26 protein-coding genes and 1 tRNA gene are annotated in these 26,383 nt (G+C 58.7%); 8 read left to right on the top strand and 19 right to left on the bottom strand.

Features of this window, described 5'->3' with window-relative positions; translation table 11 throughout:
* Positions 1-23: 23 nt before the first annotated feature.
* From P8A25_RS10415 to P8A25_RS10405, 3 genes are all read right to left on the bottom strand, one after another.
* Positions 24-983: an aldose epimerase family protein gene (locus P8A25_RS10415; protein WP_022396304.1), complete on the bottom strand. Its 960-nt coding sequence runs from the start codon at positions 981-983 to the stop codon at positions 24-26.
* 34 nt (positions 984-1,017) lie between these two features.
* The gene (locus P8A25_RS10410) at positions 1,018-1,497 is read right to left on the bottom strand and encodes a glycine zipper 2TM domain-containing protein (protein ID WP_022396303.1); all 480 of its coding nucleotides are present in this window, start codon (positions 1,495-1,497) and stop codon (positions 1,018-1,020) included.
* Between the two features lie 147 nt (positions 1,498-1,644).
* On the bottom strand, positions 1,645-1,887 hold the full coding sequence (locus P8A25_RS10405; RefSeq protein ID WP_022396302.1) for a hypothetical protein: 243 nt from the start codon (positions 1,885-1,887) through the stop codon (positions 1,645-1,647).
* 236 nt (positions 1,888-2,123) lie between these two features.
* On the opposite strand from P8A25_RS10405, the gene P8A25_RS10400 reads away from it, so the two are divergent.
* Complete coding sequence (locus P8A25_RS10400) at positions 2,124-4,643, top strand: pitrilysin family protein (RefSeq protein ID WP_102721017.1); 2,520 nt, start codon at positions 2,124-2,126, stop codon at positions 4,641-4,643.
* Between the two features lie 377 nt (positions 4,644-5,020).
* On the opposite strand, the gene P8A25_RS10395 is transcribed toward P8A25_RS10400, so the two are convergent.
* The 6 genes from P8A25_RS10395 to P8A25_RS10370 form a co-directional block, all read right to left on the bottom strand.
* Positions 5,021-5,341 (bottom strand): polymer-forming cytoskeletal protein, encoded by a 321-nt coding sequence (locus P8A25_RS10395; protein WP_012420356.1) that lies wholly within the window; start codon positions 5,339-5,341, stop codon positions 5,021-5,023.
* 34 nt (positions 5,342-5,375) lie between these two features.
* Positions 5,376-5,942 (bottom strand): ribosome recycling factor, encoded by a 567-nt coding sequence (gene frr, locus P8A25_RS10390; RefSeq protein WP_022396300.1) that lies wholly within the window; start codon positions 5,940-5,942, stop codon positions 5,376-5,378.
* A gap of 55 nt (positions 5,943-5,997) precedes the next feature.
* Positions 5,998-6,723 carry a UMP kinase gene (pyrH, locus tag P8A25_RS10385; protein WP_022396299.1) on the bottom strand — a complete coding sequence of 242 codons (726 nt, stop codon included), beginning with the start codon at positions 6,721-6,723 and terminating at the stop codon, positions 5,998-6,000.
* Between the two features lie 66 nt (positions 6,724-6,789).
* Positions 6,790-7,698, bottom strand: coding sequence for a mechanosensitive ion channel family protein (locus P8A25_RS10380; RefSeq protein ID WP_102721015.1), 909 nt, complete (start codon positions 7,696-7,698; stop codon positions 6,790-6,792).
* Positions 7,699-7,843: 145 nt separating this feature from the next.
* Entirely contained in the window at positions 7,844-8,887 is a 1,044-nt protein-coding gene (locus P8A25_RS10375; protein WP_215443248.1) for a hypothetical protein, read from the bottom strand.
* A gap of 113 nt (positions 8,888-9,000) precedes the next feature.
* Positions 9,001-9,624, bottom strand: coding sequence for a peroxiredoxin (locus tag P8A25_RS10370; protein ID WP_022396296.1), 624 nt, complete (start codon positions 9,622-9,624; stop codon positions 9,001-9,003).
* Between the two features lie 135 nt (positions 9,625-9,759).
* On the opposite strand from P8A25_RS10370, the gene P8A25_RS10365 reads away from it, so the two are divergent.
* The 3 genes from P8A25_RS10365 to P8A25_RS10355 all read left to right on the top strand — a co-directional run bounded on the left by P8A25_RS10365 (position 9,760) and on the right by P8A25_RS10355 (position 13,371).
* Entirely contained in the window at positions 9,760-11,469 is a 1,710-nt protein-coding gene (locus tag P8A25_RS10365; RefSeq protein WP_180971681.1) for a sodium:calcium symporter, read from the top strand.
* Between the two features lie 103 nt (positions 11,470-11,572).
* Positions 11,573-13,132, top strand: coding sequence for a hypothetical protein (locus tag P8A25_RS10360; RefSeq protein WP_102727823.1), 1,560 nt, complete (start codon positions 11,573-11,575; stop codon positions 13,130-13,132).
* A 14-nt stretch (positions 13,133-13,146) separates the two neighbouring features.
* Entirely contained in the window at positions 13,147-13,371 is a 225-nt protein-coding gene (locus P8A25_RS10355) for a translation initiation factor IF-1 (RefSeq protein WP_022396293.1), read from the top strand.
* A gap of 195 nt (positions 13,372-13,566) precedes the next feature.
* Here the strand turns inward: P8A25_RS10355 and P8A25_RS10350 are convergent, their stop codons facing one another.
* The 7 genes from P8A25_RS10350 to dinB form a co-directional block, all read right to left on the bottom strand.
* Entirely contained in the window at positions 13,567-14,640 is a 1,074-nt protein-coding gene (locus P8A25_RS10350) for an acyltransferase family protein (protein WP_285467446.1), read from the bottom strand.
* Between the two features lie 30 nt (positions 14,641-14,670).
* Complete coding sequence (recR, locus tag P8A25_RS10345; RefSeq protein ID WP_022396291.1) at positions 14,671-15,279, bottom strand: recombination mediator RecR; 609 nt, start codon at positions 15,277-15,279, stop codon at positions 14,671-14,673.
* A complete protein-coding gene (locus tag P8A25_RS10340; protein ID WP_102727826.1) occupies positions 15,272-15,721 on the bottom strand; it encodes a hypothetical protein in 450 nt (149 codons plus the stop codon). The genes recR and P8A25_RS10340 overlap by 8 nt, the downstream gene beginning before the upstream one ends.
* A gap of 87 nt (positions 15,722-15,808) precedes the next feature.
* On the bottom strand, positions 15,809-17,056 hold the full coding sequence (fabF, locus tag P8A25_RS10335) for a beta-ketoacyl-ACP synthase II (RefSeq protein ID WP_102721008.1): 1,248 nt from the start codon (positions 17,054-17,056) through the stop codon (positions 15,809-15,811).
* Between the two features lie 64 nt (positions 17,057-17,120).
* A complete protein-coding gene (locus tag P8A25_RS10330; RefSeq protein ID WP_215443246.1) occupies positions 17,121-18,830 on the bottom strand; it encodes a GDSL-type esterase/lipase family protein in 1,710 nt (569 codons plus the stop codon).
* Between the two features lie 129 nt (positions 18,831-18,959).
* The gene (locus P8A25_RS10325) at positions 18,960-19,475 is read right to left on the bottom strand and encodes a peptide-methionine (R)-S-oxide reductase (protein ID WP_404838691.1); all 516 of its coding nucleotides are present in this window, start codon (positions 19,473-19,475) and stop codon (positions 18,960-18,962) included.
* A 111-nt stretch (positions 19,476-19,586) separates the two neighbouring features.
* Complete coding sequence (gene dinB, locus P8A25_RS10320; RefSeq protein ID WP_215443244.1) at positions 19,587-20,666, bottom strand: DNA polymerase IV; 1,080 nt, start codon at positions 20,664-20,666, stop codon at positions 19,587-19,589.
* Positions 20,667-21,101: 435 nt separating this feature from the next.
* Between dinB and P8A25_RS10315 the strand changes: the two genes are divergently transcribed.
* Positions 21,102-21,353: a hypothetical protein gene (locus tag P8A25_RS10315; protein WP_215443235.1), complete on the top strand. Its 252-nt coding sequence runs from the start codon at positions 21,102-21,104 to the stop codon at positions 21,351-21,353.
* Positions 21,350-21,637 carry a hypothetical protein gene (locus tag P8A25_RS10310; protein ID WP_102733122.1) on the top strand — a complete coding sequence of 96 codons (288 nt, stop codon included), beginning with the start codon at positions 21,350-21,352 and terminating at the stop codon, positions 21,635-21,637. Before P8A25_RS10315 ends, P8A25_RS10310 begins: the two co-directional genes overlap by 4 nt.
* A 71-nt stretch (positions 21,638-21,708) precedes the next feature.
* Here the strand turns inward: P8A25_RS10310 and P8A25_RS10305 are convergent, their stop codons facing one another.
* Complete coding sequence (locus P8A25_RS10305; RefSeq protein WP_215443233.1) at positions 21,709-22,662, bottom strand: bifunctional helix-turn-helix transcriptional regulator/GNAT family N-acetyltransferase; 954 nt, start codon at positions 22,660-22,662, stop codon at positions 21,709-21,711.
* A gap of 164 nt (positions 22,663-22,826) precedes the next feature.
* Between P8A25_RS10305 and P8A25_RS10300 the strand changes: the two genes are divergently transcribed.
* Entirely contained in the window at positions 22,827-24,296 is a 1,470-nt protein-coding gene (locus P8A25_RS10300) for an AlkA N-terminal domain-containing protein (RefSeq protein WP_215443231.1), read from the top strand.
* 7 nt (positions 24,297-24,303) lie between these two features.
* Positions 24,304-24,843 (top strand): methylated-DNA--[protein]-cysteine S-methyltransferase, encoded by a 540-nt coding sequence (locus tag P8A25_RS10295; RefSeq protein ID WP_343212640.1) that lies wholly within the window; start codon positions 24,304-24,306, stop codon positions 24,841-24,843.
* Between the two features lie 191 nt (positions 24,844-25,034).
* Here P8A25_RS10295 and P8A25_RS10290 read toward each other — a convergent pair.
* A tRNA-Arg gene (locus P8A25_RS10290) sits at positions 25,035-25,109 on the bottom strand.
* Between the two features lie 159 nt (positions 25,110-25,268).
* Positions 25,269-26,381: an ABC transporter permease gene (locus tag P8A25_RS10285; RefSeq protein ID WP_215443227.1), complete on the bottom strand. Its 1,113-nt coding sequence runs from the start codon at positions 26,379-26,381 to the stop codon at positions 25,269-25,271.
* Positions 26,382-26,383: the final 2 nt, after the last annotated feature.

Genomic DNA, 26,383 nt, shown 5'->3' with positions numbered 1-26,383 from the left:
GCAGGGGACTGCGGATATGCCTTTTACCTGACGGTCCAGGTGATATTGCGCGTGGCTGACTGGCCGGGACGCAGGATGACGCTGGGGAAGTGGGGCGTGTTGACGGCATTGGGGAAGCCCTGGGCTTCCAGCGCGATTCCCTGGCGCGCCTGGGGCAGGTATTCCCCGGTATACACCTGGAGGCCGGGCGCGTCCGTCGCCACGATCAGGCGGTGGCGGGATTCCGGGTCCAGAAGGATGGCGGCGATTTTGTCGCCGGGTTCGGAATCCAGCACGTAGTTGTGGTCCAGTCCGGCGGCGGTGTCCGGATGGGCGGCGGAGTTGCGTTCTCCCAGCAGGGCTGCCTTCCGCAGGTCAAAGTCCGTTCCTTCCACGGGAAGGATGCGGCCGTCCGGAATGTTGGTGGCGTCCACCGGGGTGTAGGCGGAAGCCCGCACCTCCAGCGTCATGGAGTCAATGGTGGGCTTGCCGGAAAGGTTCCAGTAGGCGTGGTTGGTGAGGTTGACGATGGTGGCCGCGTCCGCGTACGCTTCCAGCCGGAGGTGGAGGGTTTCTTCCACCACGGTATAGGTGGCTACCACTTCCAGATTGCCGGGATAGTTTTCCTCCCCGTCTGCGGAGTGCAGGGTAAGCACCAGCGTGTTGCGCGTGGCTTCCTGCACCTGCCAGATTTTGCTGTCGAAGCCCTGCACGCCTCCGTGCAGGTGGTTGGGGCCGTTGTTGACGGCCACGGAATGGGAGTCTCCGTCAATGGAGAACCTGCCTTTTGCGATGCGATTCGCGACACGGCCGCAAATCGCACCGCAATAACAGGTGTCTTTCAGCATGTCTTCAAAGTGCTTGGGCCCTACGATCATGTCCATGCCGTCCTTGACGACGGAGATGATGCGCCCCCCGTAGTTGCTGATGCGTACCGTCAGCTTGTCGGAAGACAGTTCAAACAGTTCTACTGGAGCGCCGCCGGGTAAGGTGCCGAAGATCATGCCGGTATGTAGCTGGTCAGTGAAGGAGGGCCAATTAGTAGGCCAGCACGCGGGAACCGTTGTTGCCGATGATCACGCGCACGCGCTGTCCGACCTGGATCGGGTTGTTCCTGCTGGCGACCTGCACGACCGTGTAGTTGCGGGTGCCGTTCCTTTTCTGGTCCAGGCGCACGGTGATGCGTTCCCCGGTCGTGTTGTTCACGGCCTTGTCAATCTGGTTGCCGGCGATGCCGCCCAGAATGGCGCCGCCCGCTGCCGTGGCGTACTTGGCGTTGCCGCCGCCGAACATGGCGCCGGTCAGGCCGCCCGCCACTGCACCGATGCCGGTGCCGGTATTGGCGTTATTGGCCTGGATTTTGACGTTTTCCACACTGGTGACCGTACCGGTATAGGTTTCCTGTGCGCCGCCGATTTCGTTCAGGTTGTAGGCGTTCGGGGAACCGAAGTTGGTGCAGGAGGTGATGGACAGCGCGATGGCCGCACAGCCGATGGTAAGAATGGAAGTCGTTTTCATGATGACAATTTATAAAATGGGTTGAAGGTTCAAATCAAGTAATTTCATGGTCAACGGGACGGACGGTTTTACGCCCACCCGGTGGAGAAAACCCTTGCCGAAAGGGTTCGGCAAGGGTTCGCGTTCATTGTGATGGTTTCCGTGAGGTTAGGCCTTGGGAGCTTCTTCCTTTTTGGAGCAGTCGCAGGGCTTTTCACCTTTGCTGCAGGGCTTGTCGCATTTTTTGCCGCACTTGCCTTCCTTGTCGCATTTCTTGTCGCACTTTTTGTCTTTCTTGCAGCACTTCTGAGCAGCGGGGGCGGAGGAATCGGCCGGAGCGGCGGCTTCCTGGGCGTAACCGTTGACACTGAATGCGAAAGCAAAGGCTGCTACAGCGAGGATCTTTTTCATATGATGATGTGTGAGGTTGGTGTTGTTGATGATAAACGGCACATAATCTGCCGTTCTACGACTGATAGAGTAACAGAGTTTAAGATTTGTTCAAAAAAATGTGCAGTCAGCATGTTTTTTTTAGGAAGGTTTTCGATTCAACTGCGTTTTTTAAAACCGGGGTAAGTCTGACAGTGCCGCGGCGTGGACGGAGCGGCGGCTTGCATGGCCTGCCGTCTTAAGGCACGCTAAGAAACATGAGTTCAGCCAAGGAGCCTGTGACGCGCCGTTTCGGAAACGGTTTGACGGTTTTGATCAAGGAGGACAAGTCCCATCCCGTAGTGTCCCTTCAGTACTGGGTGGGCACCGGGTCCATGAATGAGGGCCACTGGCAGGGGAGCGGCCTTTCCCATTTGCTGGAACACCTGGTGTTCAAGGGAACGGAGCATTATTCCGGGCAGGACCTGGCCCGCAAGGTCCAGGAACGCGGCGGCCACTGGAATGCCTATACCAGCGTGAACCGCACTGTGTATTATATAGACGGCCCTGCGGATTCCTGGCAGATTTTCCTGAACCTTCTGACGGAGCTGGTGTTTTTCCCCACGTTCCCGGAGGATGAACTGGAGCGGGAGAAGGGGGTGGTGCGCCGGGAGATGGCCATGTACGCGGACGATCCCGATTCCGTGGCTTACCAGCTTCTGATGCAGACATTGTATCTCAAGCATCCGCGCCGCTGGCCCGTGCTGGGGGAACCCGCCGCGTTTGACTGCCTGACGCGCCAGGACGTGCTGGATTACCATGCCAGCCGCTATGTTCCGAACAATGTGGTGCTTTCCATCGCGGGAGATGTGGATGCCGCGGAGATTTTTTCCCATCTGGAACTGCTGGTGGAGGATTTAAAGTCCCGCCCCCTGAACCGGGAGCTTATTCCCCATGAACCGCACCAGTTCGGTTCCCGCAGGGTGCGCAAGGAATTTGCCGTGCCTTATTCCAAACTGAACCTTGCCTGGCGCCTGCCCTGTTCAGGCCATCCGGATACGCCGGCTCTTTCCGCCCTGGCCAGCATCCTGGGCGGGGGCCGTTCCGCGCGTTTTTATGAAAAGTTCCACGACCGCCTGGGGCTGGTGTACAGCATTGAGGTGCATTCCAACCAGTCCGAGACTGACGAAGGGGCGTTCACCATCAGCATTGACGTGGACCGCGCCCAGCGTGACAAGGTGCGGGACCTGGTGCTCCAGGAACTGCGGAATCTGGCACAGGAGGATTTTACGGAGGATTTGAAGAGAGTTTGCAAGCAGACGCGGGTCAGCCGCCTGCGCCGCAGGAGTTCCGCCGCCGGAGTGGCCTCGGAAATGGGGGCGGACTGGTTCGGGGCGCGCAATTTGAACCTGTCTTCAGAATGGCAGGAAGCCATTGAACGGGTGACCACGGAAGACCTGCACCGCGTGTGCTCCACCTGGCTGTCCTCCCCGAATGTGACGGAAGTCAGCCTGGATCCCGTGGGCAGCAACGCCGCGGAGGAAGACGGTTCCGCCGCCGGGACGGAAACGGCCCTGAGCGAGCATGTGCTTGGCAACGGCATGAAGGTGGTGATTCGTGAGGACCACCGCCTTCCGCTGGCCTATGCCTGCCTGGCCTTCAAGGCCGGCTGCCGTGCGGAGAATGAACATGACGCCGGGGTGACGGATTTGATGTCCGAATGCCTGCTGAAAGGGACCGCCACGCGTTCTGCAGGGGACATAGCGCGTTTTCTGGAGGACATCGGAGGGGCCATCAATACCTCCACAGGCAACAATTCCCTGAGCGTGGGCTGCCAGATTCTGGCGGAAGACCTGGATTCCGGACTGGAGCTGATGGCGGATGTGGTGATGAATCCCTCCTTCCCGGAGGACGCCTTCCTCCGGGAGAAGGAGTCCTTTGTGGCGGATGCGGAGGAGGATTTGGAAGATCCGCTTTCCGTGGCGTTCCGGCAGGAACGGAAGGTGGCCTACGGCCATGTTTCCTACGGGAATTCCCCGTCCGGCACGCCGGAGAGCCTTTCTTCACTGACGGTGCGGGACGTGAAGGAACAGTATGAACGCATCATCTGCGCCTCCAATGCCGTGATATGCATTTCCGGAGATGTCAGGAAGGAGGAGGTTCTCCCTCTTCTGGAAAAGCGCCTTGGCGGAATGAGGGCCGGAATGCCGCCGGTCCTGACTCCCACGCCCGCGCTGCGCGCTGGCCGGGAGGTGTCCGTGCTGGACAAGCAGCAAGCCGTGCTGGTGGTGGGAATGCCGTGCGTGGACGTGGCTTCCCCGGAAATGGCGCAGGCGCTGCTGTTCCAGGCCTGGTGCAGTGACATGGCCGGTCCCGTTTTCACCAACATCCGGGAGGAAGCCGGGCTGGCCTACTATGCCAGCTCCTCCCTGTTCATCGGCATGGACGCCGGAGGCATCTGCTTCTACCTGGGCACCTCTCCGGAACAACTGGAGGAAGCCGGGCGGCGGCTGGAAAAGACTCTGGAGATGATTCATGAGCGCGGCATGACGGAAGAGGAGCTGGAACGCACCAAGGCGTCCGCCCTTTCCTCCCGCCTGCTGGCCATGCAGTCCAACGGAGCCCTGTGCCAGATGCTGGCTCTGGATATCCTGTTCGGGCTGCCCCTGGATGCGTTTGAACGGCAGACAGTCGCCATCAGGAACATGGAGCTGGACCAGGTGAACGCCTTTATCAAGAAGGTGCTGGACCCCGCGCAGCCGCGTTCCTGGTCCATCGTGCGTCCGCCCCTTTCCTGACTTTCCTGAGGAAGCGGGATAACGGAGCGGCTTTTGCTCCACCTCCCGTTTTTTTCCCTGTTGGCGGCCAGGTTCCACCGGGGGCCTGGCCTGCCTGCCGCAAAAGTGGGAATCGGCGTTCCGCCCGGGAATGAGGGCCTCCCGGTCCTCATCAAGTGCGGCTGCGGGAGAAAGGGAAGAAAGCCCAGCTTTGCTTCGGACGGACGTAAATGCGAAAGGCGGGAGCCTTCCGCTCCCGGATGGGAGTTTTCCGTCTTTACCGGTTTTTCAAGCGGAGTATTCCTCTTTTTCTGCCGGGCTGCCCTGCCACCGGGCGTAAAAAGGCCGTTCCCTCGCGCAGGAAGGAACGGCTTGATGAAAAAATGAGGTTCTCGGTTTTAACCGATTTCCGTGCGGCCCAGCAGGTGGGCGCCTTCTTCCATGGCGAGGCTGCGGGTCTTCATGTCCCCGACGACGCGGGCCTGCTGCTTGAGTTCGCAGCGGTCGGAGGTGACCTTGCCTTCTACGTTGCCGTAGATGCGCACGTCTCCGGCGGTGATGTCGCCCTTGATCTGGGCGGTTTCTCCGATGGTGACTTTTCCCTTGTCGGAAATGATTTCACCTTCGATTTTGCCGTCGATGTGCATGTCGTTCTGGAAACGGATGGTTCCCTTGATTTCAATGCCGGAGGCGAGGAAGTTTGTTACGTTGTCTGTCATTGTCGTAAAATGGTTGGGGATGGATGGTTCTGGCTCAGATGGTCATGATGTCCTTTTCCTTGACGGCCACCAGCTCGTCAATGTCCTTCACGTACTTGTCCGTGAGCTTCTGGATCTGCGTTTCCAGATCGCGCTGGCCGTCTTCCGTGACGATGTTGTCCGCCTTGAGCTTTTTGGCGGAGTCCATGCCGGCCTTGCGGGCGCCGCGTACGCGCACGCGGGCTTCTTCCGCCTGGGATTTGACAAGCTTCACGAGGTCCTTGCGGCGTTCTTCCGTGAGGGCGGGAATGGGCAGGCGGATGGAGCGGCCTTCCACCAGCGGGTTGAGGTTCAACTTGCTTTCATTGATGGCGCGGCCGATGTCATGGACGGTGCTCGGGTCAAAGGGCTGGATGAGGATGAGGCGGGGTTCCGGCGTGCTGATGACGGCCAGGCCCTTCAGCTTCATGACGGAGCCGTAGCTGGAGACGTGCACGTCCAGGTTTTCAACGAGGCCGGGGGAGGCTTTTCCCGTGCGCACGCCGGAGAATTCCTGTTTGGCGAAGTCCACGGCCTTGAGCATGGATTCCTCCGTTTCCAATATTAATGTTTCTGCGTCCATGATTGTGGTGGGTGCTAAGTGTTTTTTGTAGGTTGGAAAAAGGGGCGTGCGGAGTTCAGCTGATGGTGGTGCCGATGGGTTCCCCGAGCAGGGCGCGCGTGATGTTGCCCGGCGTGTGCATGTCGAATACGATGATGGGCTTCTTGTTGTCCATGCACAGGGTGAAGGCCGTGGAGTCCATCACCTTGAGCTGGCGTTCCAGGCATTCCTGGTAGGAAATGGCGTCAAAGCGCTTGGCGTCGGAAACCTTCTTGGGGTCCGCATCATAAACGCCGTCCACGGAGGTGGCCTTCATGACCACTTCCGCATTGATCTCGCTGGCGCGCAGGGCCGCCGTAGTGTCTGTGGAAAAGAACGGATTGCCGGTGCCGGCGGCGAAGATGACGATTTTATTGTTGTCCAGGTAGGTGCGGGCTTTCAGGCGGATGAAGGATTCCGCCACGTTTTTCATTTCAATGGCGGACTGCACCACGCAGGGGACTCCCGCGCGTTCCAGCGCGCTTTGGAGGGCCAGGGCGTTCATCACCGTGGCGAGCATGCCTACGTAGTCCGCCGTGGCGCGGTCCATGCCGCGCACGCTGGCTTTAGCCCCGCGCCAGAAGTTGCCGCCGCCCACGACCAGGCCGATCTGCACGCCGGCGCGGTGCGCCTGGGCGATTTCTTCAGCAATGCGGGCGACGATTTCCGGGGAAATGTTGTCCATGCTGCCGGGGCTGCGCAGGGCTTCTCCGCTGAGTTTCAGGAGGATTCTTTGATAGGCGGGTGCGGATGTGTCAGACATAGATGCGGATTTTACGCAGACAAGATTGAAATTTCACGGGGCAAAAAGAAAGCAAAAAGAGAGCACCTACTGATTTTTCTCCGCCGTGCCGGAGATTTCCACCTGGATGGGGCTTCTGCTCTCCAGACTGCGGGTGGGGAAGGGGAAGGAAATGCCCTCTGCCGCAAAGCGGTGCTTGATGTCGTGGGCAAGCGTTTTCTGGCAGTCCAGAAAGTTGTCCTTCAGGCACCAGGCGCCGATTTTGAATCCCAGGGAGGAATCCTGGAATCCGGTGAACATGATGACGGGAGCCGGGTCGTCCAGGCAGAGCTTGTTCTGTTTGACCACTTCCTGCAATATGCTCACGACGTGTTCAATGTCGCAATTGTAGTCCACGCCCAGGTCCAGGTCACAGCGGCGCGTGGAAAAGCGGGTGATGTTGCTCACCGGGTTTTTGATGATCATTTCATTGGGTATGCGGACCATGGTGTTGTTCGGCAGCCGGAGCTGGACGGACATGAGGTTGATGGAGTCCACATTGCCGGTGATGCCGCCCACTTCAATCATGTCCCCCAGGTTGATTTGCTTTTCCCCCACCAGGAAGAGGCCGCTGATGATGTTGGACAGGGAGGTCTGGGAGGCGAAGCCGACCGCCACGCCGATGATGCTGGCCGCGCCCAGCAGGGTGAGGATGTCGAACCCCATCAGGGCGAAGGCTTCCACGCCGATGATGATGTAGCCTGCCTCCTTGACTATTTTAACGGTCAGGCGGGACGCCTGGGGGGACATTTTCAGGGCGGTGATTTTCCGGAGCACCTGGCAGAGCAGCTTCAGGAGAATCCAGCTGACTACCAGCCATATCACCACATGCAGGATTTTGGCGCCCACGGACTGCACCATCTCCAGCTTGAGCCAGTCCGGCATATTCAGAAAATCCATGGTTCTTGTCCAGATATCTTCCCTGGAGGATGCGGCTGCCATGAAATCCATATTCATGCCAAGGATGTAGCAAACACCCTTGTGCGGCTCAAGGGGCGTGCGCGTATTCCTCCTGATTTATGACAGTTCCGGCATTTCCGGAAAGGGAGAGGCCGCGGCCGGGGAAGGAGGGATAGCCGGGAATGTGCGCCTTAAAGGGCCGTCAGGTACCGGATACGCGCGTCAAGATAGAGAAAAAGCGGGAGGGCCTGTTCGGAATGAGGTACACTTTTCCTCCGGCGGAAAAGAAAATGACTTCCATGCCCTTTTCCGTCCCCCGGTCCACACGAGCCATTTTCCATTCCCCTGCAGGACTGGCGCACGTATAAACCAGATAAAATTTCAGGGAACCGTCCGGGCCTTTCTTGGCCGCTTTTGATTTATTGGAAAAGTCATACAGCTCTCCCGCCTGGTTCTTCCAGATTCCGTTTAACAGCTGGTCCACCAGTCTGCCCTCGGAATTGAATGGCTTCATGTAATTGTGGATGGCGATCGCTTCCTCCATGCTTCCCTGCTGGGCCAGCTGCTTCTGCCTTTTTTCCACGGCGGCCAGATATTTCCGGGTTAACGGCTGGCACGCCTTGGAGTATTCCGTCAGGAATTCCTGATGCAGGTTGTTCAATCCCGGCTCCGGTGATTTGATGATGTTTTGCCTGCCGTCTTGCAGGGTGAGCCAGTCAGTACTGGAGTCCTTGTAAATCTGAATGATGGTGGAGTCGTCTTTTTTAACCCAGATGCGCAGGGGCTCCCCGGTGAAGACCACTATTTCCCGGGAGGATTTTCCGGGGTCCGCCCACTGGTCCTGGGGCTGGAATGCTGTTTGTTTAACGTCTTTTGAGAACCGCCTCAGCCCGGCATCCAGAAACTGCGTGAATTCGTTGCTGTCCCCGTTCTTTTTCCACGCCTTTCCTATGAAGAACGGGTCGATGGTGTTGGAAGAAGGCGGAGAGAGAATATCTTTTTTGATGTTTTGAAGAACGGATTGAATCTGTTTGGCTTTTTCAAAGTCGGATTGATTGACCGCCTGCTGCTGGAGGGCGAGAAGTTTTTTTGAAAATGCGGGAAGAAGAGCTTCCCCGCGCCTGGTGCAGAATTTTTGATAGGCTGTTTCAAGGTCCCTGATGTTTTCAGGCGCTTGGGCATTTGCGGCCCAGACGGAGCCTGCAAGGGCAGAAATCAACAGGAAAGCCGGCATAAAGTAGTTCATTCCGGGTAAATTAGAACGGAAGGGTTCGTTGTCAATACTTATATGTTAGAGAAAAGCGGCAAAAAGGCCGTTCCCCGGAAAAGGGAACGGCCTTGAAATATTGCCGGGGCAGCTTACTTGCTGAGGTAGGAGGCCACGCCTTCGTGGGACGGGGTCATGGCCGCTTCACCCTTGTGCCAGCCAAGGGGGCAGACTTCTCCGTACAGTTCGAAGTGCTGGAGGGCGTCTACCACGCGGATGGCTTCATCAATGGAGCGTCCCAGCGGGAAGTCGTTGATGAGCTGATGGCGGACGATGCCGTCCTTGTCGATCAGGAAGAGGCCGCGGTAGGCGATCAGTTCCCCGTTGACTTCCACGTTGCCGTCTTCGTCAATTTCCTCGTCTCCGGCCAGAACGCCGTAGTCGGCGGAAATGGTCTTGTTGATGTCGGAAACGATGGGGTAGCTCACGCCCTGGATGCCGCCCTGGTCACGGGGGGTGTTCACCCAGGCCCAGTGGGAGAATTCGCTGTCCGTGGAGCAGCCTACGACGGCTACGTCACGCTTGTCGAATTCGCCCAGGGCTTCCTGGAAGCCGATCAATTCAGTGGGGCACACAAACGTGAAGTCCTTCGGGTAGAAGAACAGGATCACGTACTTTTTACCCTTGAACTGGTCAAGACTGAAATCCGGTACGATGGTACCGTTTACAACTGCGTTTGCACTGAAATGAGGTGCCGGTTTTCCTATGAGGAGCATGGTCGGTTTTTTGGTTTGGTTCTAAAAGGATGATTCCAAAAAACGAACGAAAGTCAAGTGGCAATGATGCCTTCTCTGTGGCAAAAGGGCCTGTTTTCTCTTGAAAATGAAGCTTTTTTTGTCAGTATTGCCTGCATGTCATCCTCAAAGGCGCAACAAGACGAGTGGTCCGGCAAAATTGGCGTGATTCTTGCTGTGGCCGGGAGCGCCGTGGGGCTGGGCAACTTTCTGCGTTTTCCGGGACTGGCGGCCCAGTACGGCGGGGGCGCCTTCATGGTGGCGTACGGTCTCATGCTGGTGCTGGTGGGCGTGCCCGTGGCATGGGCGGAGTGGTCCATCGGGCGGCGCGGCGGCCAGATGGGAGCCCACTGCGCCCCCGGCGTATTCTGGTACCTGACCAAGGGGTCCAGGCTGTGGAAGTTCCTGGGGGTGCTCGCGGTTCTGGGCCCTTCCTCCGTGGCCTTTTACTACATGGTGGTGGAGGCGTGGTGCTGCGGCTATTTCTGGAAGATGCTGACCCAGCCGGAGGTATTTGCCACGGCTGAGGGAACGGCGCAGACCTTTTTCAGTTTCACGGGGATGTACGGGGACGGGAGCGCCCTGCTGTCCGACAACGGGCTGCTCTGGATCGTCGGCGGGGTCATCCTGCTGAACCTGGGAATCATTTACCGGGGCATCAGCAAGGGAATCGAGATGTTTTCACGCTGGTTCATGCCGATACTCCTGCTGATTTCCCTGGTGCTGCTGGTGCGCATTTTGTGCATCGGCACGCCGGACCCATCCTATCCGGACCGCAGCATTGAGCAGGGGCTGGGGTATATGTGGAATCCCAGCAAGGTGCTGGTGGAGGAGCAGGACCGGGACAGCGGGGAGTGGAAGACGGTTTCCATGGTGTCCGCCTCCCACCGGGGGGCCATGGATGAAGCCGTGCGGCAGGTGGAAATGTCCGGCGGAACCCGCAGGCTGACCGAGGTGACGTTGTGGGACGGTCTGAAAAACATTGAACTTTGGATAGCGGCGGCCGGGCAGGTGTTCCTGAGCCTTTCCGTAGGGACGGGGCTGATCCTGACTTATGCGAGCTACGTCAGGAAGAAGGAGGACATCGCATTGAGCGGCCTTTCCGCGGCCGCCTCCAACGAGGTGTGCGAGGTGGGCATTGCCGGCATGATGACGGTGCCTGCCGCCGTGGCGTTCCTGGGGGTGGCCGGAGCCGCCGGGCAGGGAACTTTTGCGCTGGGGTTCATGGTGCTTCCGCAGGCCTTTGCCAAGATGGGCTCCAGCGTGATCTTCGGCAGCCTGTTTTTCCTGCTCCTGACCGTGGCGGCGGTTACCAGCTCCATTTCCATGATGCAGGTGGGCCTGTCCTTTATTGAAGAGTTCATGGGGTTGAAACGCAAGATGGCCGTGGTGGTGCAGGGTTTTTTCACGGCCACGGGCACGCTGATCGTCGCCTGGTACAGCGGCAACCTGCTGGCGATGGATACGTATGATTTCTTCCTGGGCACCCTGTGTTTCTTTGTAAGCGCCATGGTGATGATGATTCTGTTTTCCTGGAAGCTGGGAGTGGACCGGGGGCTGATGGATCTGGAAGACGGTTCCGTCATCCGCATTCCCAGAATCTACCGCTTCATCATGAAGTTCGTGACGCCCACGCTGCTGCTGGCGATTTTCCTGACCTGGCTGGCCCAGAACATCTGGGTGAAGCAGGCCGCCCCCATTGAAGCGCTGGGACGCGGGGAGCATGGCGCGGTTATTCCGATGGGCTTTCTGGCGGCCTACACCCTGTTCCTGCTCTTTATCACCATGGCGTCCGGAAGGCACAAGGTGTACCACGGCCCGCGGTAGGCGGGGGAAAACCGGCGCGGATGTCCGTTTATCCGTGGCTTGCGGCAGCCGGAGGTCCAATCCGGAGGCTTGACCGCCGCCGGATTTGATATAGTCTGTTACCATGTCCAGAATGAGGAGGATACGCAGGAAAAAGCCCCGTGCCGGAGGCATTTGGAAAAAGCTGCTGCTGTGGGGCGTGCTGGGGGCTCTGGTGCTGGCTGTGGCGGCGGTAGCCGGCTCCTACCTGTATGTCAGGTCCTATTTGAAGAGTGACGATTTTTTAACCATGCTGGGGCAGTCCGCCGTTGACGACATGAATGTGGATGCCGCCAGGATAGCCCCGCTGGACTGGGACGGTTCCGGCATCCGGTGCGACGGCGTGACGATGGAAGGGCATGAGTTCTTAACCTCCCTCCAGGCAAAAAACATTGAAACGGAGTTCAGCCGCTGGGATTTGCTGAAGCGCGCCTTTGTGATTACCTCCGTGAATATTGCGGAGCTGAAGCTTCAACTGGCTCCGGCGCCCTTCCGTTTCCGGGAAAAGGAAGAGGGACCCAGGAGCTGGGTGGAAAAGAATATCCTGCCGGATACGTTCCGCCTGGAAAAGGGGAGCATTGATTCCCTGTCCGTCTCCTACGGTGTTCCCGGCAGGCTGTACGCCCTGAACGGAACCCGTGTGGAGAGTACCCATGATGCCGGGTCCAGCCAGTACAAGTTTGACGTGCAGGGGGGCAGGCTGCTCCTTCCCTTCAAGGGCTGTCCGGAGTTTTCCCTGATGTCCGGCACGGCGCAGTTCAACCATTCCAGCAGGCGGGTGAACGTTCCCTCCTGCCGCCTGACCACGGATGCCGGCGGCTATGTGGACATCAAGGGGGACTGGGACGGCCTTTCCTCCTCCTGGACGGCGAATATGGTGGTGAACAGCGTTCCCGCCTCTTCCATCCTGGAGAATGACTGGAAGAAGCATGTCCAGGGCAGTGTGAGCGGCGGGGTGGACCTGCGCGGCGGCCGGGACGGCGTGACGCATGTGGCCGGGCTGGTAAGATTGCAGGACGGGATGCTGACCGGGCTTCCCGTCCTGGACAGGCTGGCCCTTTTCTGCGGTTCTTCCAGATTCCGCCAGCTCCCCCTGCACAAGGCGTCCGCCCAGTTCCGCTATAAGGAAGCCGCCTGGCATGTCTCCGACATTCTGGTGGAGAGCGAAAATCTGGTGAGGGTGGAAGGCTGGCTGGAAATCGGAAAAGGAGGCGAGCTTAACGGAAGGTTGCAGGTGGGCCTGCGGTCCGACGGCCTGTGGAGCGCCCTGCCGGGCTTTTCCGACGTGTTTTCCGCTTCCCGCCAGGGAGCCGGAGGCAATCTGGTGTGGGCCAATGTGAACATTGGCGGCACGCTGGACAACCCGTCGGAAGACTTGTCCGCGCGGCTTATCAAGGCGGCGGGAGACCGCCTGGCGGAGATCGGCATGGGCAAGGTGGCGGAAGTGGCGGACGTCGCGTCGCGCCTGCTGAACAAGGGGGCCGGGGAAGGCAGGGGGAAGGATGGCACGGAAAAGGGTAACGGGGGGGTCAGGATTCCGGCCGCAGACCAGGTTCCCGCTCCCGTCATGCCCCAGCTTCAGGACGCCGCGGAGAAGGGGCTCAAGACCGGGAGCGACCTGATGAACGGATTGATGAATTTGTAACCTGATTTTTCCAGATGAAACTTTATCCCTACCAGACGGTGCAGGCAGTGGCCGTTATTGCGGAGCGCATCGCGGATACGGCTTTCCGCGCCACCCTGCCGAACGGCAAGACTACTGTGGCTTTTGTGGAGAAAAAGAACGCTCCGTTAAGAGATGTGCTCAAGCCGGGCGACCGGGTGAACGTGACGATTTGCCCGGCGGATTTTGACCGCGCCCGCGTGGACGGCCTGGCGGAATGACGGGGGATTGAGGTTGAAACGGCATATTTCAAGCTGTTTTCATTCCCCTCCTCATATTTGGGAACGTGGACTTTTTGGCACACGGCGGGGGTACGTTTGTGCAGATCCATTTTATTTGCGGGATGGATTCTGCCATGCGGGCTCCGTGGCCCCTTCCTCCGGATTTTTATTCTGTTTTTAGCCGTTATGGCATTTTCATGTGGAAAGGCATATCCATTTTCCCACCGTTTTAAAGCGTCTGAGGATGTTGAATACAAAGACTGAAACAGCAAAGACAAGAACTGGTTCAAAGAATTTCAGGATGGAGTGCAGCGTGCTGTTTTCAATGCTGGCGGGTATGCTGTGATAGAATAGCATAATGCCTATGGGGTGGAAGACATAGACGAAAAAGACGGAAGGCGCCAGGCTGGATAGTTTAGTAGCCGTTCCCGGAGATAGCCGGGTGCAGGCTATGGCGCATACCATGGGGAAAATGACCATGAAGATGTTTTGGACGGATATCAATATGAGGGCGGCATGCTGGCTGTCTCCAGCATCCTGCATGGCGTATTTGCCTACTGCGGCGCACAGCAGCATTACCAGCGTCAAGAATGAAACAAGGGCAAGGTGCTCGCAAATCCATGCGTGAAGACGGATGATGCGCTTCCTGCGCGCGCAAAAAATACCAAGCAGGAACCAGGACATTCCGTACGCTCCCTGTGCTTTAAATAAAAAGGGGATGCCATCTAAACCCGCATGGTAAATTAATTCGGGGGCAGCCCCCAGAATTTGGAAAATGACGGTAAATAACAACAGTGCCGCATCATTCAATTTACTTAACAGAGGGCTGACAAGGCTTAACAGCAGCAGTTCCCTCAAGAACCACAGTATTCCGTAGGCGGGGAAGGTGTTGAAGATATTACAGCCGAAAACGGCAACCATGTTGGCATAGATGGCATGAAGATTGAATTTGAAGTAGATCAACGCTCCAATCAGGCACCAGAGAAGATAAGGAATGAACAGTTTGAGAAAACGACTGTAATTGAGCGCCTTTTTACTGTCCTGCTTAATAAACAAGGCTGAAATGAAAAAGAAAACGAAGACGGACCAAGCGCCTATTATATTATCGCTGAAATAGTTCCATACATTGGCATGGGATGCTATAATACACAGCATGGTGAGTACCCGGCAGATGTCAATCCAGACAATACGCCCGTGAGATTTAATCTGCTGTGTATTAATGAATTGGTTGTCAGCGATGTTGCTACATGCGTGACTGATTGTTTTCAAAGGGAGTCCGGGTTTGTTTTTAGAGCGTTTTCAAAGGGCCGTCCTGCCTTCCAGCGCTTTCATCAGCGTCAGCGTGTCCGCATGGCTGAGGCCGGCGCCGGCGGGCAGGCCCTGGGCGGGGCGGGAAATCTTGCAGTCCAGTTCTTTGAGCAGGTGGTGGAGGTAGGTGGCCGTGGCTTCCCCCTCCACGTCGGACCCCGTTGCCAGAATGACTTCACAGCCCGGCTGCCGGGTGACGCGTTCCACCAGGGACTGGATATTGAGGTCTTCCGGCTCCACGTCGTCCAGCGGGGAGAGCTTGCCGCCCAGGCAATGGTACAGCCCGCGGTAGGCGCTGCTGCGCTCAATGGGAATGACGTCCGTGGCCTGTTCCACCACGCAGATGAGGCGACTGTCCCGTTCTTCATCCCGGCAGGCGGCGCAGGGTTCTCCGGCGGTGCTGAAAAAGCCGCAGACGGGGCACGGCGTGACGTGTTCCGCCGCCTGGCCGATGGTGCGGGCAATCGCCTCCGCTTCCCCCATGTGCCCCTGGAGCATCCACAAGGCCATGCGTTCCGCACCGCGGGTGCCGATGCCCGGAAGCTGCTTGAGGGCGGTTACCAGTTCAAGCACGGGAAGGGGATAGTCCAGATTATTCATGAGTGGGGGGAGGTTCGGAATGATGCGGGCCGGGCGACGGCTGGGGCCACAGGATGGCGAGCGCACCCGCGCTCCCCGCGGAGAGCAGGCACGGAACGGCGTTGAAGAAGATGCCCCACAGCCCCAGCACCGGGGTAAAGCAGGCCAGCAGAAGAAGGAAGGCGGCCAGAACGGCCGTTTTACGGAGTATTCCGCGGATCAGGATCAGGTCGTAAACCAGGGCCAGCGTCAGCGCAATGCACAGCAGGAAGCCCATGCCGGGGGAGAGGGCCGGAGCATCTGCAGCCAGCAGAAACGGAGCGGAGGCCATGGCTCCCTTCAGGGCTTGCGCCCAGGCGGGGGTGACGCCCAGGGAATACAGCACCACGATCAGGATGATCCCCGCTACGGAGAACAGGGCCCACCGCATGAGCAGAATGTCCTGGTGCGTTTTGGAAGGCATGGCTGTGAAATGAAGAAGGCGGAAGCGCGATGGCTGCGGTGGACACAAACATCAGCGCTTCCGCCAGGAAGGGGTTTCCTGAAAGGGTCAGGCGAATCTCTTCACGATGACGGAGGAGTTATGCCCCCCGAAACCGAAGGAGTTGCTCAGGACGGCGTCCACTTTGGCCTCGCGGGCCTTGTTGGGCACGCAATCCAGGTCGCATTCCGGGTCCTGGTTGTCCACGTTGATGGTGGGCGGGATGATGTTTTCCTGCATGGCCATGAGGCAGGCTGCCAGTTCCACGCCGCCGGCGGCGCCCAGAAGGTGGCCGGTCATGGATTTGGTGGAGCTGATGAGCAGCCCGTTTTTGGCGTGGTCGCCAAAGACGGCCTTGATGGCCTTGATTTCGCAGATGTCCCCCAGCGGGGTGGAGGTGCCGTGCGTGTTGATGTAGTCAATGTCCTCCGGCTTCATGCCTGCGTGTTCCAGGGCCATCTGCATGCAGCGTGCGGCGCCGCGGCCTTCCGGGTCCGGAGCGGTGAGGTGGTGGGCGTCTGCGGAGATGCCGTAGCCGACGAGTTCCCCGTAAATCTTGGCGCCGCGTTTCTGGGCATGTTCCAGCGTTTCCAGAATGACGACGCCGGAGCCTTCGCCCATGACGAAGCCGTCGCGGTCCACATCATACGGGCGGGAGGCGCGCTGGGGTTCGTCATTGCGGGAGCTGAGGGCTTTCATGTTGCTGAATCCGGAGACGCCCGTAGGCAGGATGGTGGCTTCCGCGCCGCCGCAGACCATGACGTCCGCATCGCCGAATTTCATGATGCGCCAGGCTTCCCCGATGTTGTGGTTGGAGGTGGCGCAGGCCGTGACGATGGACATGTTCGGGCCGCCGAATCCGTATTCCATGGAGATGAGGCCGGAGGCGATGTTGCTGATCATGTACGGGATCATGAAGGGGGACACGCGGGCCGGCCCCTTGGAAAGAAGCGTGGCGTGCTGGCTTTCCAGCGTGCCGAGGCCGCCGATGCCGCTGCCCACCATGACGCCTATGCGGGTTTTGTCCTCCGCTTCCAGATCCATTCCGGAGTCCTTGAGAGCCATTCCGGCGGCGCCCATAGCAAAGTGCGTGAAGCGGTCCACGCGGCGGGCGTCCTTGGGCGTCTTGAAATACGGGGTGGGATCGAAATCCTTGACTTCACCGGCGATTTTCGTGGAGTAGTCGGTGACATCCATGGACTTGATGGTGTCAATGCCGCTGCGGCCAGCCTTCATGGCTTCCCAGGTGGATGCAAGATCATTGCCCAAGGGGCTGATCACTCCGATGCCGGTGATAACAATTCTGCGGTCGGTCATAATAAGTGTGAGTGGTTGCAAATAATGCTTGAGTCAGAATAGGCGACATTACAGGAAAGTCAAGCTAATCCCCCCCGTTCCCCAGTGCGGGGCGAACGGGGAATGCGGAAGGGGCTTTCCTGCTGGGGGACAAGGGCTTTCCGGATACGGGCGTTCCCTGTTCCGCCGCGGCGGAGCCGGTCCCGCGAACGGATTTCAGGATAAATTCCACAATGGGAGCCGGGTCCGGCAGGCTGTGGGGATGGTGGCCTGCTCCCGGTTTATGGATCACCCGGATGCTGCCGCCCATGGCGCGGTATTTCCGTTCCACTACGGCCATGTTCTCCTCCAGGGGCACCACTTTGTCCGCGTCCCCCACCACGGCGAGCACCGGAATGCGCGCGTTGGCGAGCGGCGCCAGCCTGTTGACGGGGCTCAGCTTTCCGCTCAGGGCTTCCTGTTCCGTAGCGCCGTAAACGTCCAGCAGGCGGAGCCAGTCTTCCGGGGAGCCTGTTCCCTTCCCCCTGCCGCCGGGCCAGCTCGCCACGTCGCAAACGGGGGCGTCCGCATAAATGGCGGCCACCCGGCCGGGATGCAGGGCAGCCCAGTTGAAGGAAAAGAGGCCTCCGCGGCTGAACCCTTCCAGCACCGTTTTTGGAGAAAGGCGGTAGTCCCGGACCAATGTTTCATAAAACCGGTCCATGATGTCCATGGCTGCGGGCGCGCCGTACATGTTCTGCACGTCCACATAAGCCACATGAAACCCTTCCTTGAGCAGGGCTATGTCCGCCTGCGGCTCGTTCCCGAAGAATTCCTGCCGCCAGATCCACGGCCTGTTTTCCGCCGGGGTTTTGGGGAGAACGAGGGTGGCGTTCCTGCCCGCTACCTTGAAGTGAAGGGACGGGAAGCCGTGCCATTCCGAGACGGCCACTCCCTCCCGGATGCAGGGAAGAACGGAGACCGGAACCCCCTTCGGGATGCCGGGGCGGCGGTGGCCCGTTTCCGTCAGCCACGCCAGCTTGTACAGGTTGTGGCGCTCCAGGGCTTTCCTGAACTCGTCCCCTTCCGGAAAACGGACGCGGACGGGCACGCGGAGGATGGAGGCGAGGGGAGGCCAAATGGCCCTGGCAATCATGAAGTGGCCCTCCTGCCCGGGATGGACGCCGTCCCCGGCGTAAATGAAGCGGGCATTCCTTTTCTTCGCTTCCCGGATTTGGCGGCCCAGCTCCGGGCGCATGTCCACAACCTTCCAGCCGTCCTTTTTACGGCTGGCGAGCCATGCGGCATAAGTGTCCAGCACCTGGTTGTAACGGGCCGCATCCTTTTCCGGGGTATCCGCCATATAGGGAGGCGGCGTGATGGCGATGAATTGGGCCCCGGCGTCTTCCACTCTTTTTTTCAGCCGTTCCATGCCTTGTTGATAGGCCTGGAAGCCTGATTCGGAAAAGGGCTGCATCATGCCGTCGTTCATCCCATAGCAGGCAATGACGAGGGTGGGCGCGTATTTGGAGAGAATGGAATCCAGGCGGTCATGAAGGCACGGGCGGGGGAAGGCGCCCCCGGCGTGGCCCGGTTCCGACAGGCCGGAGACCGTTTCACTGGGGAGCGCCATGCTGACGATTTCCGCGTGCCGGTAGGCCGGAGTCTGCCGCAGGGCCGCTTCCACCAGGGCAGGCCATTGTCCGGAATAGGGGATGCTGTCCCCCAAAATGGCGATTCTGGGCTCCCCGCCCATGGCGTGCGCCAGGAAAAGGGCCAGCAGGACCGGGATGATGCGCAGGGTGGTCATTCTCATGATACCACATTACGCAGGCGCGGGAATGAATGTTTCAGAGGCGCGTTTCTTCCGGAAAATAGAATTTTCCCGGAGCTTTTATCCGGTTCCCGGCTTTTCCGTCCGGTCCTTTTTTCCGTGCCGTGCGCGTCAATGGGGGCTGTTCGCCATGGCCGGCTGCGGCGCAGCCTGGGATTCCAGGGAAAGGGAATTGACGCAGTAGCGCGTGTTTTTCGGCGTCAGGCGTTCTCCGGTGAAGATGTGCCCCAGATGGGCTCCGCACCGGGCGCATGTGATCTCCGTGCGCCGCCCCTGGCCTGCGTTGATGCTTCTGACGGCGTCCGGCAGGGAATCGTCAAAGCAGGGCCAGCCGCATCCGGCGTCGAATTTGTCTTCCGACCGGAACAGGGCTTCCCCGCACTTGCGGCAGCCATAGGTGCCTTGTTCAAAGAAGCTGACGAACTGCCCGGAAAAGGGCGGTTCCGTTCCCTGGTGCTCAATGATGCGCTTTTCCGTTTCCGTGAGGGGACGGCGCGTTCGGGATGGGCCGGGATCAGGCACGCCCTGGGAGGCGGGAATTCCGCCGTCCACAGCCATGACGCCTGCCACCCCTTCCGCAATGGTTCCTATCCATGATGCCCAGTGTCTACGTTCTTCCTGATTCATACGTACCTATGACCAGGTTGGAGCGGATTTCGCTCATTCATACACCAATATCTTGTGGATAAGGTTGATTTTAAGGGGAGAATACTAAAAATATGGGAGTCTGTGGGAGGATTAGTACTCTAAATCCAGCCAAAGCTGCTCCCAGATTCCTTGCCGCTGTTCTTCCTGGGGGTGGGAGACGGACAGCCCCAGAAGGCGGAACGTGCGGTCCCCGGAATCCAGGTCTTCCATCAAAGTCCGGGCCAGGGGCAGGATGTCCTCCTTCTCCGTCAGGGAATCCGGAACGGTCATGCAGCGGGACTTCTGGACGAAGTCCGGGAATTTAACCTTCAGGGTAAGCGTGTTGCCCCGGAAGCCGGAGCGCGCCAGGCGCCCCGTGAGCTCTTCCACCAGCAGGGGAAGGTGTTGTTCCAGGGCCTCCGCCCTGGTGACGTCTGTCCGGTAGGTTTCTTCACAGCCCACGGATTTGCGGATGCGGGAAGGTTCCACGGGGCGGTTGTCCATGCCGCGGGCGAAGTTGTAGAAGATCCCCCCTATCTTGCCGAAATGGCGGAGCAGGAAATCCAGGCTGCGTTCCCGGAGCTGCGCCCCGTTGGTGATGGAGAGGGCGCGCATGCGTTCGGCGGTGGCGTGGCCGACGCCCCAGAAGGCCTCAATGGGGAGCCGCGCGATGAATTCCTCCGCGCGGGAGGGATGAATGGTGAACAGGCCGTCCGGCTTGCGGTAGTCGGAAGCGATCTTTGCCAGGAATTTATTGTAGGAAACGCCAGCGGAAGCCGTCAGATGAAGTTCCTGCCTGATTTCCCTCTTGATGCGCCGTGCAATGTCGACGGCCAGCGGAATGCCCGGCTTGTTTTCCGTGACGTCCAGAAAAGCTTCATCCAGGGAAAGGGGTTCCACCAGGTCCGTGTAACGGTGGAAGATGGAGCGTATCTGCGCTGAAACGGATTTGTACACGTCCATGCGGTTGCGGGTGAAAATCAGCTTGGGGCAAAGCTTCATCGCCTTCATGGAAGGCATGGCGGAACGCACGCCGAAGCGGCGCGCCTCATAGCTGGCCGCCGCCACCACGCCGCGCATCTCCGGTCTTCCTACGGCGATGGGCTTGCCGCGGTACTCGGGATGGTCGCGCTGTTCGATGGATGCGTAAAAGGCATCCATGTCCACATGGATGATTTTTCTCTGTTTCATGGGTGCGCTTCATGATCCCGGTTAAAGCGGAAATCATGAGGAAAGGAGCGGCCGCATCATAACGCGATTTGCCTGCCAAGTCCAGTTGGACAGGGTAAAGAAAGGCTTGAAAATGAAAGAAAGGGAGGTTTTTGGAAAAGGCGGCGATTTTGAATGAAACGGTTTGGAGGAAGGTGGTTGAGCACCGGAATTTCCAGAGGAAAATGGAGCGCCGTCAGACTAATAGGGAAAGTATCTCTTTCTCCGGTCGCGCCGTGCTGAAAGGAACTTCTTTTCTTCCTAGTCCGGAGATTCGTTTTTTTGCCGGGAACCCGATAAAAGAGGGAGTGGCTGCGCTTGATAAGGAAGCGGAAAAATGAAGGGAACGGGCTGGAGGGAAAAACAGCAGGCAGTTTCCCCTCTGCACGGAGGAAACGGCCTTGTTGGCGTTGGGGCATGGAAAAGGCGAAGGACGCGGACGCCTTTGCCTTTTCCCTTGATGGCAGTGCGACTTTCGCCATCGTCCGGAACAAGGGAGATTTTTTAAAAAAGATCAGAGGCTCTGGCTGCCCACATTTTTTTCTTGATCACGGGGTATTTGAGGTGAAGGTGTTATGTTCATGGCATGAAGGAACGGCATGCCCCGGATTTTTCCCTAAGAAAAAACTGCCGGGCACGGAACCAGTTGGAGAAATGGTGACTTCATGATAAAAACCGAACATCAGGAAACGGCGATGAAGAGGTATTTTTCCGGAGAGGAGATTGAAATAGGCGACCATATCACCACGGACGGGGGCGAGGATCATAACGTGATTCTGAAAATCATCGATTCTCCCGCAGTCAGGGACGATTATGGCCTTGATTGTTTTGGCGCCCTGATGTCCAGCTCTCAAACCGGGGGTATCATCTTCGTGTCTTTTGATGAAATTTGTTCACCAGATGCCAGGCTGCTTCACCGGAAAACGAGTGATGACCATTTGACGGCGATATGAGGGGCATGAATTTCTTGGCCGGAGGAAAGGATAGTGGCCCTTCCTCCGGAACGGGCCGGGATGGCGGCGCATTACTGGAGCGCCAGTTCCATCTGGATATCCACCCTTTCATAGGAGGGGCGGTAAATCTCCACTTCCCTGAATCCCGCCTTCCTGTATAGCTGGATGGCCGGGCGGAGCAGGGTATTGCTTTCCAGAAAGATTTTTTTGCAGCCCAGTTCTTTCGCCTTGGCGATGACGGTCCGGCACAGCAGCATGCCGATGCCTTTGCCCTGCGCGCTGGGGCTGACGGCAAGTTTGGCCAGTTCATACTGATGTACGGGGTCATCCTTCCTGCACAGGGCGCACACGCCGACAGGCTCTTCCCTGTAAAGCGCCACGAAGATGTGGCCGCCCTTGTCCAGAATGTGCTCCTGCGGGTGGTCCAGCGCGTGATGGTCCGGTTCTTCCATCTGCCAGTGCGCCGTAATCCATTCTTCATTGAGCGCCTTGAAAGCGGCCCGGTAGCGGGGATCGTAGGGAACGACGGAGACATCCCTGCCTTCCCGTTCCTTTTTTGCTTCCTTCACCCGTTCCAGCAGCGTTTTTTCCGCCAGCAGCCCTTCCCATTCTTCAATGGCGCGCCACAGGTCGTTCCGGGTTTGGCGGGATATTTGTTCCACGGCGGCTTCCACGTCGGGATATTGTTCCGCCATGATATCGGACATTTTCTTTCCCTTGGCGGACAGCATGACGAGGTTTCTCCGTCCGTCCGCTTTGTCCTTCTTTTCTTTCACCAGCCCCCTGGCGCCCATCTCCTTGACAATGTTGCTGACGGACGGGTGGGAATGCCCTATTTCCCTGGCAATGGAGGTGATGGTCTTGGCTTCCCCCTCTGACAGGACAAAGAATACGGGAAACCATTTGGGACGGATGTCCACGCCGGACATCCGGAAGATCAGGGCGGCGTCATTCGTTATTTTATCCGTCAGCATCCGCAGTCTGCTTCCAATGGCCATTTTTCCTGTCCGGTTGAAGAAATCCATATTCCCGTCTCCTGTTGTATTGTTAAAAATGTAACTGATTACGTAATTGGTTATATAATTATTCCCCAATGTCAAAATAATTTTTTTGGATGCATGTCCGAAAATGGCGGGAATCATGTCCGCGGTTTGCTATCATGAGCCTCAACCGTGGAGTTTGCAAAACCATGAAAGGAAATGAAAAGGCCTGGTATGCCGCGTTTAAATCCAAGGATGCCCGTTTTGACGGCCATTTCTTCGTGGGGGTGGCATCTACGGGCATTTACTGCCGCCCCATATGCCGCGCAAAGCTGCCCAGGGCCGGGAATTGCACCTATTACGCCACAGCGGCTGAAGCGGAACGGGCCGGATTCCGGCCTTGCCTGCAATGCCGCCCGGAGCTTGCGCCCGGAACCGGCCCGGTGGACGCCGCCGCTTCCCTGGCGCGCCGTGCGGCCGGTTTCCTGGAGGAGAATTGCGGAGACATGGAAAGCCTGGAAGAGCTTGCCGCTCACCTTGGCTGCACCGGGCGGCATTTGCGCCGGGCTTTTGCCGCGGAGTTCAATGTTTCCCCCATCCAGTATTTGCAGACTCTCCGGCTGCTGCTGGCGAAGAATCTCCTGACAAGCACGAGGCTTTCTGTTCTGGACGTTGCCATGAGCGCGGGGTTCGGCAGTTTGCGGCGCTTCAATGAATTGTTCAAAAAGGAATACAGGCTTTCCCCGGCGGCATTGCGGAAGCTGGGGAAGGGGGGAAAAGAGGAGGAGGGTTCCGGAATAACGCTGACGCTGCCTTACCGCCCTCCCTACCGGTGGGAGAGGCTGCTTGAGTTCCTCGCGCTGCGGGCCATTCCCGGCGTGGAGGCCGTACGCGGCGGGGAGTATGGCCGCACCGTGCGTCTTGCAACCAGAAGGGGGAAAGATGTCTATGGCTGGATACGGGTGGGCCATTGCCCCGTGAAAAATGCGCTGATCGTGGTGATCGCGAGGTCTCTGCTTCCAGTCTTGTCCCAGGTGCTTGCAAGGGTGCGGCATTTGTTTGACTTGTACTGTGACCCGGCCGCGGTGGATGAAACGCTGGCTTCCATGAACGGCCTGTCTCCGGGGCTGTATGTTCCGGGAACCCGTTTGCCCGGCTGCTTTGACCCTTACGAGCTGGCGGTGCGGACAGCGCTGGGACGGCAAATTTCCATGAAAGCCGCGAATGCTCTGGCGGGGAGGCTGGCGCGGAGCCATGGCGAGCCCGTGCGGACGGGGATGGAGGGGCTGACCCATGCGTTTCCTGCGCCGGGGAAGATTCTTTCCCTGAGCGGCCCGGGAAGCGCCGGATGGGACATTCCCAGAATGACCGCATCCAGGGGCAGGGCGGTTGTCGAGCTGGCGCGCGCGTTTGAAGAAGGGAGCATTGATTTCAGTTTCCGGGCCGATCCTGAGGCTGAAATGAAAAAGCTGGCGGGGCTCCCCGGAATCGGAATATGCACGGCGCAGTATATCGCCATGCGGGTCTTTGGATGGACGGATGCCTTTCCTTCAACCGATCCCGGCATTAGAGAGGCGCTCGCCCCGCGCACGCAAAAGGAAATTCTTGCTCTGGCGGAAGGCTGGAGGCCGTGGCGCGGCTATGCTGCCGTCAATTTATGGAATTCACTGAAACAATAGAAAGATGATGTATTACTCAACCCACTATTCGTCACCCCTTGGTTCGCTCACGCTGGCGAGCGATGGAGAACATCTCGCGGGCTTGTGGCTGGAGGGCCAGAAGTATTTTGGAGATACCATCAGCGGGGACATGGAGGAAAGGGACGGCCTGCCGGTATTTGCCGCGGCAAGAGACTGGCTGGACAGGTATTTTGCGGGCGGCAGGCCTCCGGTAGCCGAATTGCCGCTGGCCCCCGTGGGGGGAGAGTTCCGCCAGGCCGTATGGAAGATTCTCTGCGACATTCCCTACGGAGAGGTTACCACTTACGGAGAGATTGCCCGGAAGATGGCCGCGCTCGGGAATAGAAGGAGCATGTCTGCTCAAGCAGTAGGAGGAGCGGTGGGGCATAACCCCATTTCCATCATCATCCCATGCCACCGGGTGGTGGGCGCAGGCGGGAGCCTGACGGGCTATGCCGGCGGAATTGCCGCGAAAATCAGGCTTCTGAAGCTTGAGGGAGCGGACATGTCCCGCCTTTTCATGCCGAAGAAAGGGACCGCCCTTTAAGTGGGCGGGGAATGTCCTGCGGTTGATGTTTCCGGGAGGCCGGCAGGATGTGGTGCGGAATAACCTGCACAGGCGGAACGTTGCCGCCAGACGGTGCGGAGGGGTAATCAAACGCCGTTCCGATGTCTTGCGATTTCAATCAAACAAAAACCGCAGGCACTGATAAACAGTAGCTTGCGGTATGAAAAATCTGGTAGGCCCGGTAGGAATCGAACCTACATCGTCGGTACCGGAAACCGATGTCCTATCCATTGAACGACGAGCCCATGTTCTCAAGGAACGAGAGAGATAGAATAGAAAAAACGGGCCGGATGCAAGTATTTTTATACGGGTGACGGGATTGGCGTGATGAAAATATTAAAGACGAAAGACTAATGGCAAAAGGGCGCCAGAATGTTCCGGGGCCGGGAAAGCAAAGTGTTCCGTCAGGAGATTTTATGGTGGAAGGAGAAAATGGCTGCCAGAACGGCCACCACCGTAACAGTCATGATGGCCGCGAAGAGGGGCCAGAGGTCCAGGAATCCGGCTCCTTCCAGGAAGATGCGCTGGATGAGCTCCAGGCCGTACCTCATGGGGTTGAGCAGGGTGAGGTCCTGGAAGATTTCCGGCATGCTGGAGATGGGCGTGGCAAAGCCGGAGAGCATGACCATGGGCACCAGCAGCAGGAAGGTGCCCACAATGGCCTGCTGGAGGGACTGGGCAAAGGAGGAGATGCACAGCCCGATGGCCGCCGCCGTGACGATGAAGAGCAGGAGGGCGGCGGAGAGCAGCCAGATGGATCCCTGGAAGGGGATGCGGAACCAGAACATGGCTACCAGCACCACGAAGACGGCCTGCATGATTCCGGTGATGACGGAGGCAATCCCCTTGCCGAGCAGGATTTCTCCGGGGGTGTACGGGGCGACCAGGAGCTGGTCGAAGGTGCCTTCCTCCCGTTCCCGGGCGATGGAGAGCGCGCCGGAGAGGATGGAGTTGATCAGCACGAGCACGGCAATGAGGCCGGGGACGATGAACCAGCGGGTGATGAGGTTGGGGTTGAACCAGGCGCGGGATTCTATTTCCACCGGGGAGGAGCCGCCGCTTTTGGCAAGCAGGTCCGCCCCGTAGGCGGAGGCGATTTGCTGGCCGTAGCTGAGGGCGATGGCCGCCGTGTTCGTGTTGCGGCCGTCCGCAATGAGCTGGAGGGAGGCGGGGCGCCCGGTCTGGAGGTTGCGGGAGAAGTCCGGGGGGATGGTGAGCCCCACGACGATTTCCCGGTTGTCAATCATGCGGTCGATGTCTTTTTCCGTGGCCGCCGTGGCCTGCCGCCGGAAGATGCCCGTGCCTTCCAGGTCCGCGATGTACTGGGCGGCCGTTTCTCCCCCGTCCTTGTCCAGCACGGCGTACGGCACGCGGGTGACGTTCATGGTGGCGGCATAGCCGAAGATGGCTATCTGGAGGATGGGCGGGATGATGAGGGCCATCCGGCTTTTTTTGTCCCTGAGCACGGCCAGCAGTTCCTTTTTGACGAGGGAGGCTATTCTGACGAGGAAGTCCATGG

This window comes from Akkermansia sp. BCRC 18949 (assembly GCF_045011645.1).
GTDB lineage: Bacteria > Verrucomicrobiota > Verrucomicrobiia > Verrucomicrobiales > Akkermansiaceae > Akkermansia > Akkermansia massiliensis.
This window is presented reverse-complemented; position numbering and strand designations above follow the sequence as displayed.

Excerpts from the sequence above, each read along its gene's own strand:
- P8A25_RS10380 (WP_102721015.1), bottom strand. The coding sequence starts at position 7,698 with ATGAATATGGATTTCATGGCAGCCGCATCCTCCAGGGAAGATATCTGG.
- P8A25_RS10360 (WP_102727823.1), top strand. The coding sequence starts at position 11,573 with ATGTCCAGAATGAGGAGGATACGCAGGAAAAAGCCCCGTGCCGGAGGC.
- P8A25_RS10395 (WP_012420356.1), bottom strand. The coding sequence starts at position 5,341 with ATGACAGACAACGTAACAAACTTCCTCGCCTCCGGCATTGAAATCAAG.
- P8A25_RS10355 (WP_022396293.1), top strand. The coding sequence starts at position 13,147 with ATGAAACTTTATCCCTACCAGACGGTGCAGGCAGTGGCCGTTATTGCG.
- P8A25_RS10315 (WP_215443235.1), top strand. The coding sequence starts at position 21,102 with ATGGAAAAGGCGAAGGACGCGGACGCCTTTGCCTTTTCCCTTGATGGC.
- P8A25_RS10310 (WP_102733122.1), top strand. The coding sequence starts at position 21,350 with ATGATAAAAACCGAACATCAGGAAACGGCGATGAAGAGGTATTTTTCC.
- P8A25_RS10405 (WP_022396302.1), bottom strand. The coding sequence starts at position 1,887 with ATGAAAAAGATCCTCGCTGTAGCAGCCTTTGCTTTCGCATTCAGTGTC.
- P8A25_RS10410 (WP_022396303.1), bottom strand. The coding sequence starts at position 1,497 with ATGAAAACGACTTCCATTCTTACCATCGGCTGTGCGGCCATCGCGCTG.
- dinB (WP_215443244.1), bottom strand. The coding sequence starts at position 20,666 with ATGAAACAGAGAAAAATCATCCATGTGGACATGGATGCCTTTTACGCA.
- P8A25_RS10340 (WP_102727826.1), bottom strand. The coding sequence starts at position 15,721 with ATGCCTTCCAAAACGCACCAGGACATTCTGCTCATGCGGTGGGCCCTG.
- P8A25_RS10305 (WP_215443233.1), bottom strand. The coding sequence starts at position 22,662 with ATGGATTTCTTCAACCGGACAGGAAAAATGGCCATTGGAAGCAGACTG.
- P8A25_RS10415 (WP_022396304.1), bottom strand. The coding sequence starts at position 983 with ATGATCTTCGGCACCTTACCCGGCGGCGCTCCAGTAGAACTGTTTGAA.
- P8A25_RS10370 (WP_022396296.1), bottom strand. The coding sequence starts at position 9,624 with ATGCTCCTCATAGGAAAACCGGCACCTCATTTCAGTGCAAACGCAGTT.
- P8A25_RS10295 (WP_343212640.1), top strand. The coding sequence starts at position 24,304 with ATGTATTACTCAACCCACTATTCGTCACCCCTTGGTTCGCTCACGCTG.
- P8A25_RS10330 (WP_215443246.1), bottom strand. The coding sequence starts at position 18,830 with ATGAGAATGACCACCCTGCGCATCATCCCGGTCCTGCTGGCCCTTTTC.
- P8A25_RS10400 (WP_102721017.1), top strand. The coding sequence starts at position 2,124 with ATGAGTTCAGCCAAGGAGCCTGTGACGCGCCGTTTCGGAAACGGTTTG.
- fabF (WP_102721008.1), bottom strand. The coding sequence starts at position 17,056 with ATGACCGACCGCAGAATTGTTATCACCGGCATCGGAGTGATCAGCCCC.
- P8A25_RS10375 (WP_215443248.1), bottom strand. The coding sequence starts at position 8,887 with ATGAACTACTTTATGCCGGCTTTCCTGTTGATTTCTGCCCTTGCAGGC.
- pyrH (WP_022396299.1), bottom strand. The coding sequence starts at position 6,723 with ATGTCTGACACATCCGCACCCGCCTATCAAAGAATCCTCCTGAAACTC.
- P8A25_RS10325 (WP_404838691.1), bottom strand. The coding sequence starts at position 19,475 with ATGAATCAGGAAGAACGTAGACACTGGGCATCATGGATAGGAACCATT.
- P8A25_RS10300 (WP_215443231.1), top strand. The coding sequence starts at position 22,827 with ATGAAAGGAAATGAAAAGGCCTGGTATGCCGCGTTTAAATCCAAGGAT.
- recR (WP_022396291.1), bottom strand. The coding sequence starts at position 15,279 with ATGAATAATCTGGACTATCCCCTTCCCGTGCTTGAACTGGTAACCGCC.
- P8A25_RS10365 (WP_180971681.1), top strand. The coding sequence starts at position 9,760 with ATGTCATCCTCAAAGGCGCAACAAGACGAGTGGTCCGGCAAAATTGGC.
- P8A25_RS10285 (WP_215443227.1), bottom strand. The coding sequence starts at position 26,381 with ATGGACTTCCTCGTCAGAATAGCCTCCCTCGTCAAAAAGGAACTGCTG.
- frr (WP_022396300.1), bottom strand. The coding sequence starts at position 5,942 with ATGGACGCAGAAACATTAATATTGGAAACGGAGGAATCCATGCTCAAG.